Here is a 14,724-nt window from a genome sequence, read left to right as displayed (position 1 = left end):
CTTAGGACTCTGATTTCGGACGCGCGCCTGACAGCAGCGACGTCGATGACGGGTGTGCGGGCAAGAAGGGCGGGCGCCTCAAGCCGACGCCGCGCAGCGGCGTCATGTCGAACGGCGCGCTGATCTCGCGCGTCGGCGTATCCTTGATCTCATCGATGGCGCAGATGCCCGCAACGAAAGTGGGTTCGGAGCCGAGGGGCGCGCCGCGGCGGGCGTATTTGTCGTAAGCCAGCGGCAGCGTATTGTTGAGGCCTTCAAGGCCGAGGCCGCCCTTGGCGTCGATATCCGTCATCTCGCTCATGCACATCTTGCCGGTTTCGACGCACAAATTGAGGATCGCCTTGTAGAGGTCGCGATCGACCGCGCCGTAGAGGCGTACCGGTTCATTGGAGCTCGGGCGTTCGAGCTGCAGATAATCGGAGCGGCCGAGCATGCCGCCGCTGGCCTTGGCTGCCGCGATCCACTTGGCGAAGTCGGTGGAAGAGAGGCTCTTGAATTCGAAATGCATGCCGGAGAAGCCGGCGCCGCTGTAATTGGCGGAGAAGCCCCTGAAGGTGCCCTCCTTGTTGGCGACGGCGTGCAGCTTGGTCTCCATCCCCGGCATCGCGTAGATCTGGCCGGCGAGGGCGGGGATGTAGAACGAGTTCATCACGGAGGACGATGTGATGCGGAAGCTGATCGGCCGATCAGTTGGGGCAGCGAACTCGTTGAGGGAGGCGACGCCGTAGTCCGGGTAGATGAACAGCCATTTCCAGTCGAGCGCGACCACCTGGACATTGAGCGGGGCATCCTGGCCTGCGATCGGGCGGTTGGTGTCGATGCGGCCGAGCGTGCGGTAGGGATCGAGCAGATGGGTGCCCATCCAGGTCAGCGCGCCCAGGCAAACGATGATGAGAAGCGGCGCCGACCAGATCACCAGCTCGAGCTGGGTCGAGTGATCCCATTCCGGCTCGTAGGGGGCCGCGGTGTTGGATTGGCGGTAGCGCCAGGCGAAGAACACCGTCATCGCCATCACGGGGATGACGATCAGCAGCATCAGAACGGTGGAGATGACGACGAGGTCGCGCTGCTGGACGGCGACGTCGCCGGCAGGGGCGAGGACAACGAAATCGCACCCGCCGAGCAGGGCCGCAAACGGCAATAAGGCCAACAATTTCAAGGCGCGCACGGCTGACCCCGCAGGATTCTTGGAATTTTATGAGTTCCGCCAAGGGGTAGCTGCGATGCAGCAAAGTGGACATTGGACAATTTGTCCACTGTTGCAGTGCGGGATAGGAAGCCAAACAGACAACTGGACCGCGTGGTCGAATCCGCCCGCGGTCCACCATGTTCAACGACAGACAACGGCGTGATGGCGATGGCACAGGCCCCTGCAACGACCCTTGGAGCCCCGGAGGCCGCCAGTCACGGCCAGGCCAAACCCGGCGAAATCGCCATCGGCGTCATCATCGGGCGCACGTCGGAATTCTTCGACTTCTTTGTCTATGCGATCGCTTCGGTGATCGTGTTTCCGAAGCTGGTGTTCCCGTTCGTCAATGAACTGACCGGGACGCTGTATTCGTTCGGGATCTTTGCGCTGGCCTTCGCCGCGCGGCCGCTCGGCACCGTCATCTTCATGGCGGTCGACCGCCGCCACGGCAAGGGCGCCAAGCTCGTCATCGCGCTGTTCCTGCTCGGCACCTCCACGGTCGCGATCGCGTTCCTGCCCGGCTACAATGAGATCGGCGCGGCGGCGATCTGGCTGCTCGCCGCGGCGCGTCTGGCGCAGGGCATCGCCTGGGGCGGGGCATGGGACGGACTCGCCTCGCTGCTCGCACTCAATGCTCCGGCGCGCCATCGTGGCTGGTACGCGATGGTGCCGCAGCTCGGCGCCCCGCTCGGGCTGATCGTGGCGAGCGCGCTGTTCGCTTTCTTTGCCGGCAATCTCTCGGCCGAGGATTTCTTCGACTGGGGCTGGCGCTATCCGTTCTTCGTCGCCTTCGCGATCAACGTCGTGGCGCTGTTCGCGCGGCTGCGCATGGTGGCGACGCCTGAATATTCGGATCTGTTCGAAAGCCGCGATTTGCAGCCGGCGCGTGTCGCCGAGACGATCCGGCAGGAAGGCCGCCACATTCTGCTCGGCGCATTCGCCCCGCTGGCGAGCTTTGCGCTGTTCCATATGGTCACGGTGTTTCCGCTGTCCTGGGTGTTCCTGTTCACCCGCGAGAGCCCGGTGCGCTTCCTGATCATCGAGATGGTCGGCGCGATGGTCGGCGTCGGCGCGATCGTGGCCTCGGGCGTGATCGCCGATCGCGTCGGGCGCAAGCCGCTGTTGCTGGGCTCGGCAATCGCGATCGCGGTCTATAGCGGCTTCGCCCCGCAACTGCTCGATGCCGGCGCGGTCGGCGAGACTGTGTACATGGTGCTCGGCTTCATCCTGCTCGGCCTGTCCTTTGGCCAGTCCTCGGGCGCGATCGCCTCAAGCTTCGCGCGGGCCTATCGCTACACGGGCTCCGCACTGACGTCGGATTTTGCCTGGCTGTTCGGCGCCGGCTTCGCGCCGCTGGCAGCGCTGTTACTCGCGACCCATTTCGGGCTGATCTCGGCGGGTGCTTATCTGCTCTCCGGCGCAGTCTGGACGCTGCTGGCGCTGTGGCTGAGCGGTCTGCACGAAGCCGAAGTCGATTGACGATCGGCTGATAGTTAGCCGTCACGCGATGTGAGGCGAGCGCCGTAGTCAGGCTCCCTCCCCCTTGCGGGTCGCAAGGGGGGAGGGAACCCTGCCGCCGGTGCATCCTTCACGGATGCAACCGATCTCACTCCACCACGATCTTGACGCGGTCGCGCGGTTTCACCTGGGCGTGGGCATCGAGGCCGTTGAGCACGCGGAAGCGCTCGGTGGGGTGATCGACACCGGCCATGCGATGCGAGAGCGATTCCACGGTGTCGCCGGGCTGCACGTTGATGACCTTGATGCGCAGGGGGCGCGCGGCCTGGATCTCGTCGAGCGTCAGGCGACGGAACGAGTTGACGGTCTCGCGCGCATTGCGTTCGCTCTCGGTGGTCTTCTGCTTGGCGGCGAAGATGAAGCGGTAGACGTCGCTGCCGAAACGCAGCGCGTAGACCTTGAACTGCCACTGCTCGCCATGCGCGGTCGCCGACGCCGCCGGGAAGCCGTTGATGGTGATGTCCTCGGTCGATGCCTTGTCGACGCCTTCCATCCAGCCGGAATTGAGATAGTCGCCGAGCGACTGCTCGGCCGGCACCCGCACGACGTCGAAGCGCATGGCCTGGCTCCCGCCCTCGCGCACGCCGATCACCGCCTGCGCGGTGTTGTCGAGTGTGAAGGTGTCGGGCGCGGTGAAGGTAAAGCCGAGCTTTGGGTGCAGGAAGCGCCGGCCGCGGACGAAGCCTTCGCTCGGATCCTCGCCATAGACGATGTTGTCGATCGCGGCGAGATAGGTCTCGCGGTCGCGCTCGTTGTTTTCGGGCGAGGAGTATTGCCGCGCGGTCGCCTGGGCATTGGCGACGCGCTCGGGGGTGGCCGGATGCGACGACAGAAAGTCCTGCGCGCGCGGATCGAGCGCGCTCCTGCCGACCTTGAGCTCCGCGTTGCGTTCCATCGCGGTGAGGAAGCGCGCCGCGCCATAGGGGTCGAAATGCGCGCGCGCGGCGATCCCGACGCCGATGCCGTCGGCCTCGAACTCCTGCTGGCGCGAGAAGCTCGCCATCGTCAGCTTGGTCTTGGCCAGCGCCAGCGCGGTGAGATCAGGGTCGCTGCTCATGTCGGTGACGACACGCGTCACCACAGCCGCCTGCCGCGCCTGGTCCTCGCGGATCGAGGCGTGCTTGGCCAGCACGTGCGCCATCTCGTGGCTAAGCACCGAGGATAATTCGGAGGTGTCGCTGGCCAGCGCGATCAGGCCACGCGTGACATAGAGCTGGCCGGTCGGCAGCGCGAAGGCGTTGACCGCGCCGGAATTGAGGATCGTGACCTTGTAGGCCTGGTCGGGGCGGTCGGAGGCCGCGACCAGCCGGTCGACGGTCTTGGTGATCAGCGCCTCGAGCTGCGGGTCGTCGTACGCGCCGCCATAGGAGGACAGGATGCGCTCATGCTCGCGTTCGCTGGCTGGCGTCGGCTGCACCACGCGGTTCGGCTTCGCGGGCGTGATCGATGCGGTGGGCGAGGCCTGTTCGAAGCGGCCGGTGCTGCCGCAGGCCGAGAGCGTCAGCGCGGCGCAGACGAGCATCGGCGCAGCCGAAAGGCAGCGGCCTGTCACTCCCTCACGCCGTCCTTCGCGCTCAATCAAGTCAACAACCCAAAATTGTCGGGGTATGGTCTGTGGGACACAACCCCTAGTTCCCGCCGAGCACTTCAACCTGCCCCACCCGGAGCAATTCGATTCGTGGTCCGCGCCGTGCTTCGACCCAGCCTCGAACCCGAATCCTTCGATTTTCGAGCGACTTGGGCGCAAGCCCGGCCGCCTCGAACGCAGGGACTATGCGCCTTGAAATGGTCACGGCAAAGTCCCGTGTCCAGTTTCGGCCGAAATTCAAATAGGTCGTTGCCCCTGCCTGCCGCACGGACAAAACCCTGCCCTCGACTACTGCAAAGCGCCCGATCCCGGCCAAAATATCGCCCGGACTTTCCGCGTTTTTTATGACCGTCGACCCGGCCCAGGTTCCCGATTTGGCCTGCCGTGCCTCGGCTTCGGCCGCCACAAACAGCGCGGCGCAGTCCTTGTCGCCAACCTCGGATGAAACCAGAGCGAGCCCCTGCCTCAGCAGCTCGCTCTGTACGGGAGCCTCAGCGCCAGCCAGGAAGGCATAGGCCGGCTGGCGGCCGTAGCGGTCCGGCGCATCGTCAGCCCCACGCAACGTCACGTCGCGGCCGGCCAGCAATGTCGACAGCGCCGCGGTGGCCTGCGCCCTGTCAGCCACCTCAATGCCGGCCAGCTTGACCTCGCGCCCATCATCCAGCCGAAAGCTGCGCGCGTCGACAACAGCGGCAACGCGGCCCTCGCCCTGGTCGGCGAAATTGCATCCCGCCGCGCCGGCGTCGTTGCACGCGAGCAGCGTCGCGGACGCCAGCAACAGGCTGCGGATTACAACAGGCCGAATCCGCATCGAGATTGTTTGCATGGATCGATCTTCGCACATCTCCGCCATTCCGTTGAGCGGAAAACACGTCGCGGCTCCGTGGCTTGCCGCTATGGATGCCATGCGGCATGATCCCGCGCGAAACAACGGACCGGCCGCAACGACGGCGCGGGCTTCAAGGGAGGCTTTTGATGAAACGAGTTTTGGCCGGTGTGCTGGCCTGCGCGCTTGCGATCTCGGCGACTGCGGCGCTGGCGCAGGGCAAGCCTCCGCTGAAACTCGGGGGCATCCTCGACATGTCGAGCCTTTATGCCGACATCACCGGCACCGGCAGCGAGACCGCGGCGAAGATGGCGGCGGAGGATTTTGGCGGCGAGGTGCTCGGGCGCAAGATCGAGATCGTGGTCGCCGACCATCTCAACAAGGCTGACCTTGCTGCCAACATCGCGCGTGACATGTTCGACAATCAGGGCGTCGAGATGATCTTCGACGTCGCGGCGTCCGCCACCGCGCTCGCTGCCGGCGAGATCGCGAAGGCGCGCGGCAAGATCATCATGTTCTCCGGTCCGGGCTCGATTCGCCTCTCCAACGAGGCCTGCGGCCCCTATACCGTGCACTACGTGTTCGACACCTTCGCGCAGGCCAACGTCACCGGGCTTGCCGCGGTGAAATCCGGCCTCGACACCTGGTTCTTCCTGACCGCGGATTACGCCTTCGGCCAGGATTTGGAAAAGGACACCACCGCCGTGGTGCTGAAGTCGGGCGGCAAGGTGCTGGGCAGCGTGCGGCATCCGCTCAACACCTCGGATTTCTCGTCCTTCCTGCTGCAGGCGCAGGCCTCCAAGGCCAAGGTGATCGGCCTTGCCAATGCCGGCGGCGACACCATCAATGCGATCAAGCAGGCCGCCGAATTCGGCCTCACCAAAGGCGGCCAGAAAATCTCGCCGCTGCTCGCCTTCGTCACCGATATCGACAGCGTTGGCCTCGAGACCGCGCAGGGCCTGCTGCTCGCCGAGGCCTTCTACTGGGACCTCAACGACGATACCCGCGCCTTCACAAAACGCTTCATGGAGCGCACCAAGCGGGTGCCGACCTCGGCTCAGGCCGGCGTCTATTCCTCCGTATTGCATTACCTGAAGGCGGTGAAGGCCGCCGGCACCACGGATTCGGCCGCCGTCATGAAGGTGATGAAGGAGACCCCGATCAACGACATGTTCGCCAAGAACGGCCGCATTCGCGAGGACGGCCGCATGGTGCACGACATGTACCTGTTCGAGGTCAAGAAGCCGTCGGAATCGAAAGGCCGCTGGGACGACTACAAGCTGCTCGCCACCGTGCCGGGCGATCAGGCCTTCCAGCCGCTGGAAGCCTCGCGCTGCCCGCTGGTGAAGAAGTGACGCTGCGACAACCAACAACAACGAAAGGCAAAATGCCATGAGTGACAATCAGATGGTTCTTCAATCCCTCGACCAGGGCCTTCTCACCATCACGATGAATCGTCCCGATCGGCGCAACGCGCTTAATCCCGACATGACGCGCGGGCTCGTCGACGCCGCGCGGCGCGCGCAGGACGATACCGAGGTGCGCGCGGTGCTGATCAGGGGCGCCGGCGGCACGTTCTGCGTCGGCGGCGACGTCAAGTCGATGGCGGAAGGCCGCGCGCCGATGTCGTTCGAAGCCAAGATGGCGAACCTGCGCCGTGGCATGGAAGTCTCGCGCATCCTGCACCAGATGCCGAAGCCGGTGGTGGCGCAGCTCGACGGCGCGGCGGCCGGCGCCGGATTGTCGATCGCGCTGTCCTGCGACCTGCGCGTCGCCAGCGCCTCCTGCAAGATCACCACCGCCTTCGCCAAGGTCGGATTCTCCGGCGACTACGGCGGCACTTATTTTCTCACCAGGATGCTCGGCAGCGCCAAGGCGCGCGAGCTCTATCTGATGTCGCCGGTGCTGTCGGCTCAGGAGGCCTACAATCTCGGCATGGTGACCAAGGTGGTGCCTGATGCCGATATCGAAACAGAGACGCTAGAACTTGCGCGCTCGCTGGCGCAGGGACCGTCGGTGGCGCTCGGCTACATCAAGCGCAACATCAACAATGCCGAGACGATGACGCTGGAAGCCTGCTTCGACGGCGAGGCGATCCATCACTCGCGCGCTGGAGAGACCGCCGACCACAAGGAAGCGGCCAAGGCCTTTGTCGAGAAGCGCAAGCCCACCTTCCAGGGGCAGTAAGTGGTGGCCGATTACATGCGGCTGCGGCAGATCTGCCTGGTGGCGCCGCAGCTCAAGCCTGTGATCTCGGACATCTCCGCGATCATGGGCCTCGATGTCTGCTACCGCGACGGCAATGTCGCCAAATACGGTCTCGAAAACGCGCTGCTGCCGGTCGACACCATCCTTCTGGAGGTCGTTGCGCCGTTCGAGCCGGGGCCAGGCACGGCGGCCGGCCGCTTCATCGAGAAGACCGCCGGTCGCGGCGGCTACATGGCGATCTTTTGTTGCGAAGATCCCGACGCGCGCGGCGCCAGGGCCAACGCGATCGGCGTGCGCACCGCGAACGTGATCACGCATGCGCCCTATCACGGCGTGCAGTTGCACCCGCGCGACTGCCGCGCTGCCTTCATCGAGTTCAACCACACCGATGGCAGCGACGACATCCTGGGCCCGTATCCGCCGGCCGGCCCGGACTGGCAGAAATCGATCCGCAACGACACGACATTGGCGCTGACCGAGGTCGAGATGCAGAGCCCGGAGCCGCAAGCGTTGGCCGAGCATTGGGGCAGGATTCTCGGCATTCCCGCCGACGGAGCCAGCGTGAAGCTGCCGAACAGCACCTTCCGCTTCGTGCAGGGCGAGGCTGAGATCATGAGCGGATTGACGTTCAAGGTCGCTGACAAGGCGAAGGTGCTTGATGCGGCGAAGGCAAAAGGCTGCGCCGTGTCGGGCGATGAGTTCTTCCTTTGCGGCGTGACGTTTAAGCTGACGGCATAATTGGCCGTCATTGCGAGGAGCGAAGCGACGAAGCAATCCATTCTCTCCCCGAGGGGTGAAGTGGATTGCTTCGCTTCGCTCGCAATGACGGGGATGGATTGAGCCGGCGGCGGCGATTCAATATCGTCGCGCCTAACAACAATAAGGGAACGCCCCCATGCCGCATCCGCTCGATTCCTTCTTCGCGCCCGCAAGCATCGCGCTGATCGGCGCCTCGCGCGACCACGAGAAGATTCCCGGGCGGTTGCTCGCGATGCTGCGCAAGAACGGCTATCCCGGACAACTCTACCCGATCAACCCGAATTACGACGAGATCGACGGACTCACATGCTTCAAGTCGATCGCCGAGATCGGCGCGCCGATCGATCTCGCTGTCATCGTGATTCCGGCCCGCGCGGTGCTGTCGGCGCTGGAGCAGTGCGCGGCCGTCGGCGTCAAGAATGCCGTCATCATCTCGTCCGGCTTTGCGGAAGAGGGCGGCGACAGCGCGGCGATGCAGGATGCGATCGTGGCGCTGGCGAAGCGGACGGGGATGCGGATTTCCGGCCCCAATGCCGAGGGCTTTTACAGCGAGGTGCAGAAGGTCGCTGCCACCTTCAGTCCGACCGTCGACGTCAAACCGGGCCATGTGCCCCTCGTCGCAACCAAACGCCGGGTCGGCATTGTCGCGCAATCTGGTGGCATCGGCTTTGCCATCAAGCACCGTGCCAAGGCGATTGGCGTCGCGATCAGCTATGTCGTCAGCGCCGGCAATGAGAGCGATCTCGGCGCCGGCGAATTCCTCGACTACATGGTGCAGGACTCTTCGACTGACGTAATCCTGCTGTTTATCGAAGGCATCCGCGACGTCGATAAGTTTCTGGCCGCGGCAAAGCGCGCCGCCGAAATCAAGAAACCCGTCATTGTGACCAAGGTCGGCCGCTCCGGCGCCGGCGAGCGTGCCGCGGCCTCGCATACCGCCAGCATGGCCGGCTGGTCGGCGGCCTATGACGCGGTGTTTGCCAAATATGGCTTCATCGTCTCCAACGATCTCGACGAGGCCGTGACCATTGCAGCGCTGCTGACAACCAATCCGTTGCCGAAGGGCGATCGCGTCGCGGTACTGACCGTCTCCGGGGGCGCCGGCATCTGGGGCGCCGACACCGTGTCGATGCAGGGGCTGCGTGTGCCGGAGCTCTCGTCACAGGTCCAGAGCCAGATCAAGCAATGGATGCCTTCTTATGGGGCCGCGGGCAATCCGGTCGACGTGACCGCGCAGGGCGTCTCCTCCGGCGGCCTGCAAAAGAGCATCGAGCTGTTTGATGCCTCCGATGAGGTCGATGCGACGCTGGTCGTACTGTCGCTGTCGAGCGAGGTGCGGATGCCGTTCAAGGAGGCCGAGCTCAGGCCGGTGATTGCGGCGCAGAACAAACCGGTGGTGTTCTATTCCTACACGCTGCCGTCGCAATTTGCGCGGCATGAATTCGCAAAGTCAGGCGCGGTGGTCTTGTCGGGCCTCACGCATGTCGGCGTCGCGATGCGCCGTTTGGCGGACTACGCGAAATTCAAGCTGGCGCCGAAGGTGGAGAGCGTGGCAGCGCCGGCGCACGATCTCTCGGTGCATCTCGCGTCAAAGACGCTGTCCGAATTCGACAGCAAGTCGCTGCTGCGCACAGCCGGCATCGCGCTGCCGGACGAGGTACTGGTCACCGACCGCGACGGGCTCGATGCCGCGGTCGCACGGGTTGGGCTTCCGCTTGCCATGAAGATCCAGTCGCCCGACATCCCGCACAAGAGCGAGGTCGGCGGCGTCCGCGTCAACATCACCACCAAGGGTGAGGCATTCACGGCCTATCGCGACATGCTGGAGACCGTGCAGAAGCGCCGGCCGCAAGCCGCGATCCAGGGCGTGCTGGTCGGGCCGATGGCGAAGAGGGGTGTCGAGATCATCGTCGGCACGATGACGGACCAGACGTTCGGGCCGCTGGTGATGGTCGGGCTCGGCGGCATCACGACCGAGCTGTTCAAGGACGTCGTCTATCGGCCGGCGCCGGTGAGCGCCGCTGAGGCGACCGCGATGCTGGAAAGCCTGAAAGCCGCGCCGCTGTTGCACGGATTCCGCGGCGCGCCGAAGGCCGATGTCGCGGCGCTGGCGAAGTTGATCTCGGATGTGTCGGCGCTGGCGGCGGAGCACGCGCGCGAGATCGCTGAGATCGAGGTCAATCCGGTGCTGGTGCACGCCGAGGGGCAGGGCGTCACCATCGTCGATGCGCTGGTGGTGCCGAAGCGATAGCGCGCCATCTCCTCATCGTCGTCCCTGCGAAAGCACGGACCCACAACCACCAAACGAAGTCGTGAGAGAAAGCCGTTGCCGCTTGTGTCTTTTCCGCAGGCCGCGGCGTATGGGTCCCTGCTTTCGCAGGGACGACCCGTTGAGAGAGACGGGCGCGGGGCCTACCGCCCCTTGAAATTCGCGACGCGGCGCTCGGAGGTCGCCTTGACGCCTTCCTTGAAATCCTCGGTCGCGCGGAGCTTGGTCTGCTCGGCGAGCTCATGGTTGGTCGCGGCGAGCACGCGGTCGGCGAGGCCGGCGCGCATTGTCGCGCGCGTCGAGACCAGGCCGAGCGGCGAGCATTCGGCGATCTCCTGCGCAAGCTTCATCGCCTCTGATCGCACCTGGTCCTGCGGCACCAGCACATTGGCGAGACCCCAGCGATAGGCCTCCTCGCCGGTGACGCGGCGGCTGGTGTAGAACATCAGCTCGGCGTTGTTCTTGCCGATCAGCTCGGGCAGCGTCGCGGTGAGGCCGAAACCCGGATGGAAGCCGAGCTTGGTGAAGTTGGCCGCGAAGCGCGCCTCCGGACAGGCGACGCGGAAGTCGGCGGAGACGGCAAGACCGAGGCCGCCGCCAATGGCAGCACCATGAATCGCCGCGACGATCGGCTTTTTGTTGCGGAAGATGCGCACGGCCTGAACGTAAAGGTGATTGATCGGCAGGTTCGAGGCCGGGTCGGACTTGGCGCGATCTTCCTGCTCCTGGCGCGCCGGATCGCCGAAATTGGCGCCGGCGCAGAACGCCTTGCCTTGCGCGGCCAGCACCGTGGCGCGAATCTCGATATTGTTGTCGATCTCCTCCAGCGCGTCGGCGATCTGGTTGATCAGCGCGACGTCGAAGAAATTCAGCGGCGGCTTGCGAATCTCGATCAGGCCGACATGGCCGTGGGTCTCGACGCCGATATCCGTGTACTTGGTCATCTGTTGTCTCCGTAAGGCTTCAATCTCTCGGCGCAAAATATCCCACCTCTCCCTCCGGGAGAGGTGAATTGCGCGCGTGGTTGGATCATCGGACTCATGGGCGTTAGCGCAGACCCAACCCGCGGGCGATGATGCCACGCAGCACCTCGGTGGTGCCGCCCTGGATCGTCAGCTTGGGTGCGGTCTTGATAGCGAAATCGAGCTGCTTCTCCAGCGTCTCGCGGTTGGTCGCGGTCTCCTCGACAAAGGCGGCGAGATCGCGGACGCGATGCGGCAGCTGCTGCTCCCACACCGTGCCGATGTCCTTGACGATCGACGCTTCCACCACTGGCTCCTTGCCGGCCTGCAGCATGCCCGCCACCGACACCGACATCCGGCGCATGGTATGGACCTGGGCTACCAGACGGCCGATGCCTTCGGCGCTGCGGGTGTCCGGATTCTTGCCGACGGCGCGGACCAGCTCGGTCAGCACATAGTAGGTCTCAAGGAAGCGCTCGGGGCCGCTTCGCTCATAGGCGAGTTCGGATGTCGCCTGCTTCCAGGCGCCATCGATCTCGCCCAGCATATGATCGTCGGGCACGAAATAGTCGGTGAAGACGACCTCGTTGAACTCGAACTGCCCGGTGATCTGGCCGATCGGGTTCACCTGGATGCCGGGCTGCTTCATCTTGACCAGGAACTGGGTCAGGCCGTGTCGGCGGTTCTCTTTCGTCGGCGGTGACGTCCGGAAGATCGCGATCATGTAGTCGGCAATGTGTGCCGACGAGGTCCAGATCTTGGTGCCGTTGATGAGATAGCCGCCGTCGGTCTTGGTCGCCCGCGTCTTGGCCGCGAACAGGTCGGAGCCTGAGTTCGGCTCGCTCATGCCGATGGCAAAGCAGACCTCGCCGCGGCAGATCCGCGGCAGGATGTCCATCTTGATGTGCTCGGGCGCGTATTTCAAAAGCACCGGCCCGCTCTGGCGGTCGGCGACGAAGAAGCGCCGGGTCGGCGCGTTTGCTACCCGCATTTCCTCTGTTACCACGTAGCGTTCGAGGAACGAGCGCTCCTGGCCGCCATATTTCTTCGGCCAGGTCATGCCGAGCCAGCCTTTGGCGCCGACGCGACGCGAGAATTCCGGCGCGTCGTTGTCCTCGCGGTTGGGCGAATAGGGATCGAAGGTGCCGGCGGCGATTTCCTCGGCGAGGAAGGCGCGCACTTCCTTGCGGAGCTGCTCGCATTTCTGGGGCAGGCGGATCGGATCGAAACGAAGGGCTGCGGTCATCTGACGTCTCTTCTCACCAGTCTCAACGCGAGGCTACCAGCGGCCACAATTCATCGGCGCCGCGTTCGGCCACGCGCTTGCCGAGCTCGACCGCCCAATAGCTCTCCGAGCCGAAATCGTCGCGCCAGGCCAATGCGCGCAGCGAATAACGATGCAGGATGTGCTCGTTGGTGAAGCCGATTGCGCCGTGCACCTGATGCGCGATGCCGCCGCCCTTTTCCGCCGCTTCCGAGCAACGGATCTTTGCCGACGCCGCTTCCAGGAACACCGCATCGTCGAACGATGTGGCATGCACGATGGCGTCGGCCGCCGAGGTCGCGGCGGCCAGCGCCGCGGCGGATTCGCCGGCGAGGCGGGCGAGGTTGTGCTGCACCGCCTGGAATTTCGAGATCTTCTTTTCGAAGGCTATGCGTTCGTTGGAATAGCGCACCGAAATATCGAGCATCGATTCCAGCGCGCCGGCAATCTGCAAGGAGCGCACGACGCCGCCCATCAGCATCAGCGCGGTCTGGTCAAATTCCTTTGGTGCCGGCTTGATCGCGACCGGCTGCACCTTGTCGAGCGTGACGGTATCGCTGTGATCGCCGCCGAGCCCGACGCCGGCTTCGATCCGGCATTTTGCGGCATCGACCAGCGCGATCGAAAGCGCGCCATTGCCGCTCGCCAGCACGGCGACATGCTTCGCGTCCTTTGCGAACGGCACACCGCGGCTGCGGCCGGAGAGGCTGCCGTCGGCATTGAGCGTGATGCTGTCCTTTGGACTTGCCGGCACCACCGTCATCTCGCCCTCGGGGGAGGCGATCTTCGCCTGCGAGAGTAGCCAGCCGGCCAACATGGTTTCAGCCAGCGGAACAGCGATGGCGTGGCGTCCGGCGACGTTGAGAACGGCAAAACCTTCGGCGAGGCTGGCGCCGGAACCGCCGAGATCGTCAGGCACCCAGGAGAGCGGCAGGCCGGCTTCGGTCAGCGCCTGCCACAGCGGCGCCTTCCATGCGCCCTGCTTGTCGTGATTGATGGTCTGGGCATCGGCGAGATCGGCAAAGATTTTTTCCGCGGTCTCGGCGACGATGTTCTCACTGTCCGCCACAGCGTTCCCTTTGTTGATTGGCTCAGTCGGCCCGTTCGGCCTGACCCTTATGCGGCCTTGTCTTGCGCTCAATGATGCTGAAAAGCCATAGCCGTGACAAGCGTTGCCCGCAGGGCGGCTTGCGACAACGGCATGCTATCAGCCATGCGGAAGAATTAATTCCGCAGTGCGGATTTCGCAGATTTTCAGGGACCTGTCCGCGCGATATGGTATGCCACCGCCGCAATTGGTCTGGCTCATAACAACTCAGAGGAAATGCAGATGTCGAAGGATGGTTTGTGCGCGATCGTGACGGGGTCTGCATCCGGCCTCGGTGCTGCCACCGCGCAAATCCTCGCCACGGAGGGTTCGCGCATCATCGTCAACTATTCCAACAGCAAGGCGGAAGCCGAAGCGACCGCCGATCTCCTCCGCAAGCAGGGTGCCGAGGTGCTGGTGGTGCAGGGCGACGTCTCGCGCGATGAGGATTGCAAGAAGATCGCTGCGGCCGCAGCGGGCTGGGGCCGGCTCGACGTGCTCATCAACAACGCAGGCACCACCAAGCATGTGCCGCATCACGATCTCGACGGTCTGACCGCCGAAGATTTCCAGCGCATCTATGCCGTCAACACCATCGGTCCATTCCAGATGGTCCGCGCCGCACGCGCATTGCTCGAGGCGGGCGCGAAGGCCTCGGGGCTGCCATCGGCGGTGGTGAACATCTCCTCTGTCGCGGGCATTTCCGGCGGCGGCTCGTCGGTCGCCTATGCCGCCAGCAAGGGCGCGCTCAACACCATGACGCAGTCGCTGGCGCGCGCGTTGGCGCCGCTGATCCGCGTCAACACCGTGTGCCCCGGCTACATCGACACGCCCTGGTTCACCAAGGGCCGCGGCGCTGACGGCGCCAAGCAGGTGCGCGATTCGGTGGTGGCGCGGGTGCCGCTGAAGGTTGCCTCAACGGCGGAAGATATCGCCAATCTGGTTTGCTTCCTGGCGAGCCCGGCATCGAGCAACATGACCGGCGAGTTCGTCCGCATGGACGCCGGCATGCATTTGCTTCAGTGAGCCGGCGTTAGCGGCGCCTTCTGTCATT

Annotated in this window: 12 protein-coding genes; 6 read left to right on the top strand and 6 right to left on the bottom strand. The window is 64.6% G+C overall.

What is annotated here, in order from left to right; genetic code table 11:
* Nucleotide 1: 1 nt before the first annotated feature.
* Nucleotides 2-1,168 (bottom strand): ubiquinol oxidase subunit II, encoded by a 1,167-nt coding sequence (cyoA, locus tag ACP2YO_RS46725; RefSeq protein WP_426437871.1) that lies wholly within the window; start codon nucleotides 1,166-1,168, stop codon nucleotides 2-4.
* A 189-nt stretch (nucleotides 1,169-1,357) separates the two neighbouring features.
* On the opposite strand from cyoA, the gene ACP2YO_RS46720 reads away from it, so the two are divergent.
* Nucleotides 1,358-2,668, top strand: a complete 1,311-nt coding sequence (locus tag ACP2YO_RS46720) for an MFS transporter (protein ID WP_426437870.1) — start codon at nucleotides 1,358-1,360, stop codon at nucleotides 2,666-2,668.
* Nucleotides 2,669-2,795: 127 nt separating this feature from the next.
* On the opposite strand, the gene ACP2YO_RS46715 is transcribed toward ACP2YO_RS46720, so the two are convergent.
* Both ACP2YO_RS46715 and ACP2YO_RS46710 read right to left on the bottom strand, forming a co-directional pair.
* Nucleotides 2,796-4,229: a M48 family metalloprotease gene (locus tag ACP2YO_RS46715; protein ID WP_426437869.1), complete on the bottom strand. Its 1,434-nt coding sequence runs from the start codon at nucleotides 4,227-4,229 to the stop codon at nucleotides 2,796-2,798.
* Between the two features lie 106 nt (nucleotides 4,230-4,335).
* The gene (locus tag ACP2YO_RS46710; RefSeq protein WP_426437868.1) at nucleotides 4,336-5,121 is read right to left on the bottom strand and encodes a thermonuclease family protein; all 786 of its coding nucleotides are present in this window, start codon (nucleotides 5,119-5,121) and stop codon (nucleotides 4,336-4,338) included.
* Between the two features lie 149 nt (nucleotides 5,122-5,270).
* Here ACP2YO_RS46710 and ACP2YO_RS46705 point away from each other — a divergent pair, with 149 nt between their 5' ends.
* From ACP2YO_RS46705 to ACP2YO_RS46690, 4 genes are all read left to right on the top strand, one after another.
* Nucleotides 5,271-6,476 (top strand): ABC transporter substrate-binding protein, encoded by a 1,206-nt coding sequence (locus tag ACP2YO_RS46705; RefSeq protein WP_426437867.1) that lies wholly within the window; start codon nucleotides 5,271-5,273, stop codon nucleotides 6,474-6,476.
* Between the two features lie 37 nt (nucleotides 6,477-6,513).
* A complete protein-coding gene (locus ACP2YO_RS46700) occupies nucleotides 6,514-7,308 on the top strand; it encodes an enoyl-CoA hydratase (protein ID WP_426437866.1) in 795 nt (264 codons plus the stop codon).
* Between the two features lie 3 nt (nucleotides 7,309-7,311).
* On the top strand, nucleotides 7,312-8,067 hold the full coding sequence (locus ACP2YO_RS46695) for a VOC family protein (RefSeq protein WP_426443487.1): 756 nt from the start codon (nucleotides 7,312-7,314) through the stop codon (nucleotides 8,065-8,067).
* A gap of 157 nt (nucleotides 8,068-8,224) precedes the next feature.
* The gene (locus ACP2YO_RS46690; RefSeq protein ID WP_426437865.1) at nucleotides 8,225-10,339 is read left to right on the top strand and encodes an acetate--CoA ligase family protein; all 2,115 of its coding nucleotides are present in this window, start codon (nucleotides 8,225-8,227) and stop codon (nucleotides 10,337-10,339) included.
* A 161-nt stretch (nucleotides 10,340-10,500) separates the two neighbouring features.
* Here the strand turns inward: ACP2YO_RS46690 and ACP2YO_RS46685 are convergent, their stop codons facing one another.
* The 3 genes from ACP2YO_RS46685 to ACP2YO_RS46675 all read right to left on the bottom strand — a co-directional run bounded on the left by ACP2YO_RS46685 (nucleotide 10,501) and on the right by ACP2YO_RS46675 (nucleotide 13,652).
* Entirely contained in the window at nucleotides 10,501-11,301 is an 801-nt protein-coding gene (locus ACP2YO_RS46685; protein WP_426437864.1) for an enoyl-CoA hydratase/isomerase family protein, read from the bottom strand.
* A 103-nt stretch (nucleotides 11,302-11,404) separates the two neighbouring features.
* On the bottom strand, nucleotides 11,405-12,565 hold the full coding sequence (locus ACP2YO_RS46680) for an acyl-CoA dehydrogenase family protein (protein ID WP_426437863.1): 1,161 nt from the start codon (nucleotides 12,563-12,565) through the stop codon (nucleotides 11,405-11,407).
* Between the two features lie 22 nt (nucleotides 12,566-12,587).
* Nucleotides 12,588-13,652, bottom strand: a complete 1,065-nt coding sequence (locus ACP2YO_RS46675) for an acyl-CoA dehydrogenase family protein (protein WP_426437862.1) — start codon at nucleotides 13,650-13,652, stop codon at nucleotides 12,588-12,590.
* A gap of 261 nt (nucleotides 13,653-13,913) precedes the next feature.
* On the opposite strand from ACP2YO_RS46675, the gene ACP2YO_RS46670 reads away from it, so the two are divergent.
* Nucleotides 13,914-14,696, top strand: coding sequence for an SDR family NAD(P)-dependent oxidoreductase (locus ACP2YO_RS46670; protein WP_426437861.1), 783 nt, complete (start codon nucleotides 13,914-13,916; stop codon nucleotides 14,694-14,696).
* Nucleotides 14,697-14,724: the final 28 nt, after the last annotated feature.

Source organism: Bradyrhizobium genosp. P (assembly GCF_049949265.1).
Taxonomy (GTDB): Bacteria; Pseudomonadota; Alphaproteobacteria; order Rhizobiales; family Xanthobacteraceae; genus Bradyrhizobium.
The sequence above is the reverse complement of the archived record's forward strand: the minus strand, read 5'-3'. Positions and strand labels throughout refer to the sequence as shown.

Excerpts from the sequence above, each read along its gene's own strand:
- ACP2YO_RS46720 (WP_426437870.1), top strand. The coding sequence starts at position 1,358 with ATGGCACAGGCCCCTGCAACGACCCTTGGAGCCCCGGAGGCCGCCAGT.
- ACP2YO_RS46715 (WP_426437869.1), bottom strand. The coding sequence starts at position 4,229 with ATGCTCGTCTGCGCCGCGCTGACGCTCTCGGCCTGCGGCAGCACCGGC.
- ACP2YO_RS46710 (WP_426437868.1), bottom strand. The coding sequence starts at position 5,121 with ATGCAAACAATCTCGATGCGGATTCGGCCTGTTGTAATCCGCAGCCTG.
- ACP2YO_RS46705 (WP_426437867.1), top strand. The coding sequence starts at position 5,271 with ATGAAACGAGTTTTGGCCGGTGTGCTGGCCTGCGCGCTTGCGATCTCG.
- ACP2YO_RS46700 (WP_426437866.1), top strand. The coding sequence starts at position 6,514 with ATGAGTGACAATCAGATGGTTCTTCAATCCCTCGACCAGGGCCTTCTC.
- ACP2YO_RS46690 (WP_426437865.1), top strand. The coding sequence starts at position 8,225 with ATGCCGCATCCGCTCGATTCCTTCTTCGCGCCCGCAAGCATCGCGCTG.
- ACP2YO_RS46685 (WP_426437864.1), bottom strand. The coding sequence starts at position 11,301 with ATGACCAAGTACACGGATATCGGCGTCGAGACCCACGGCCATGTCGGC.
- ACP2YO_RS46680 (WP_426437863.1), bottom strand. The coding sequence starts at position 12,565 with ATGACCGCAGCCCTTCGTTTCGATCCGATCCGCCTGCCCCAGAAATGC.
- ACP2YO_RS46670 (WP_426437861.1), top strand. The coding sequence starts at position 13,914 with ATGTCGAAGGATGGTTTGTGCGCGATCGTGACGGGGTCTGCATCCGGC.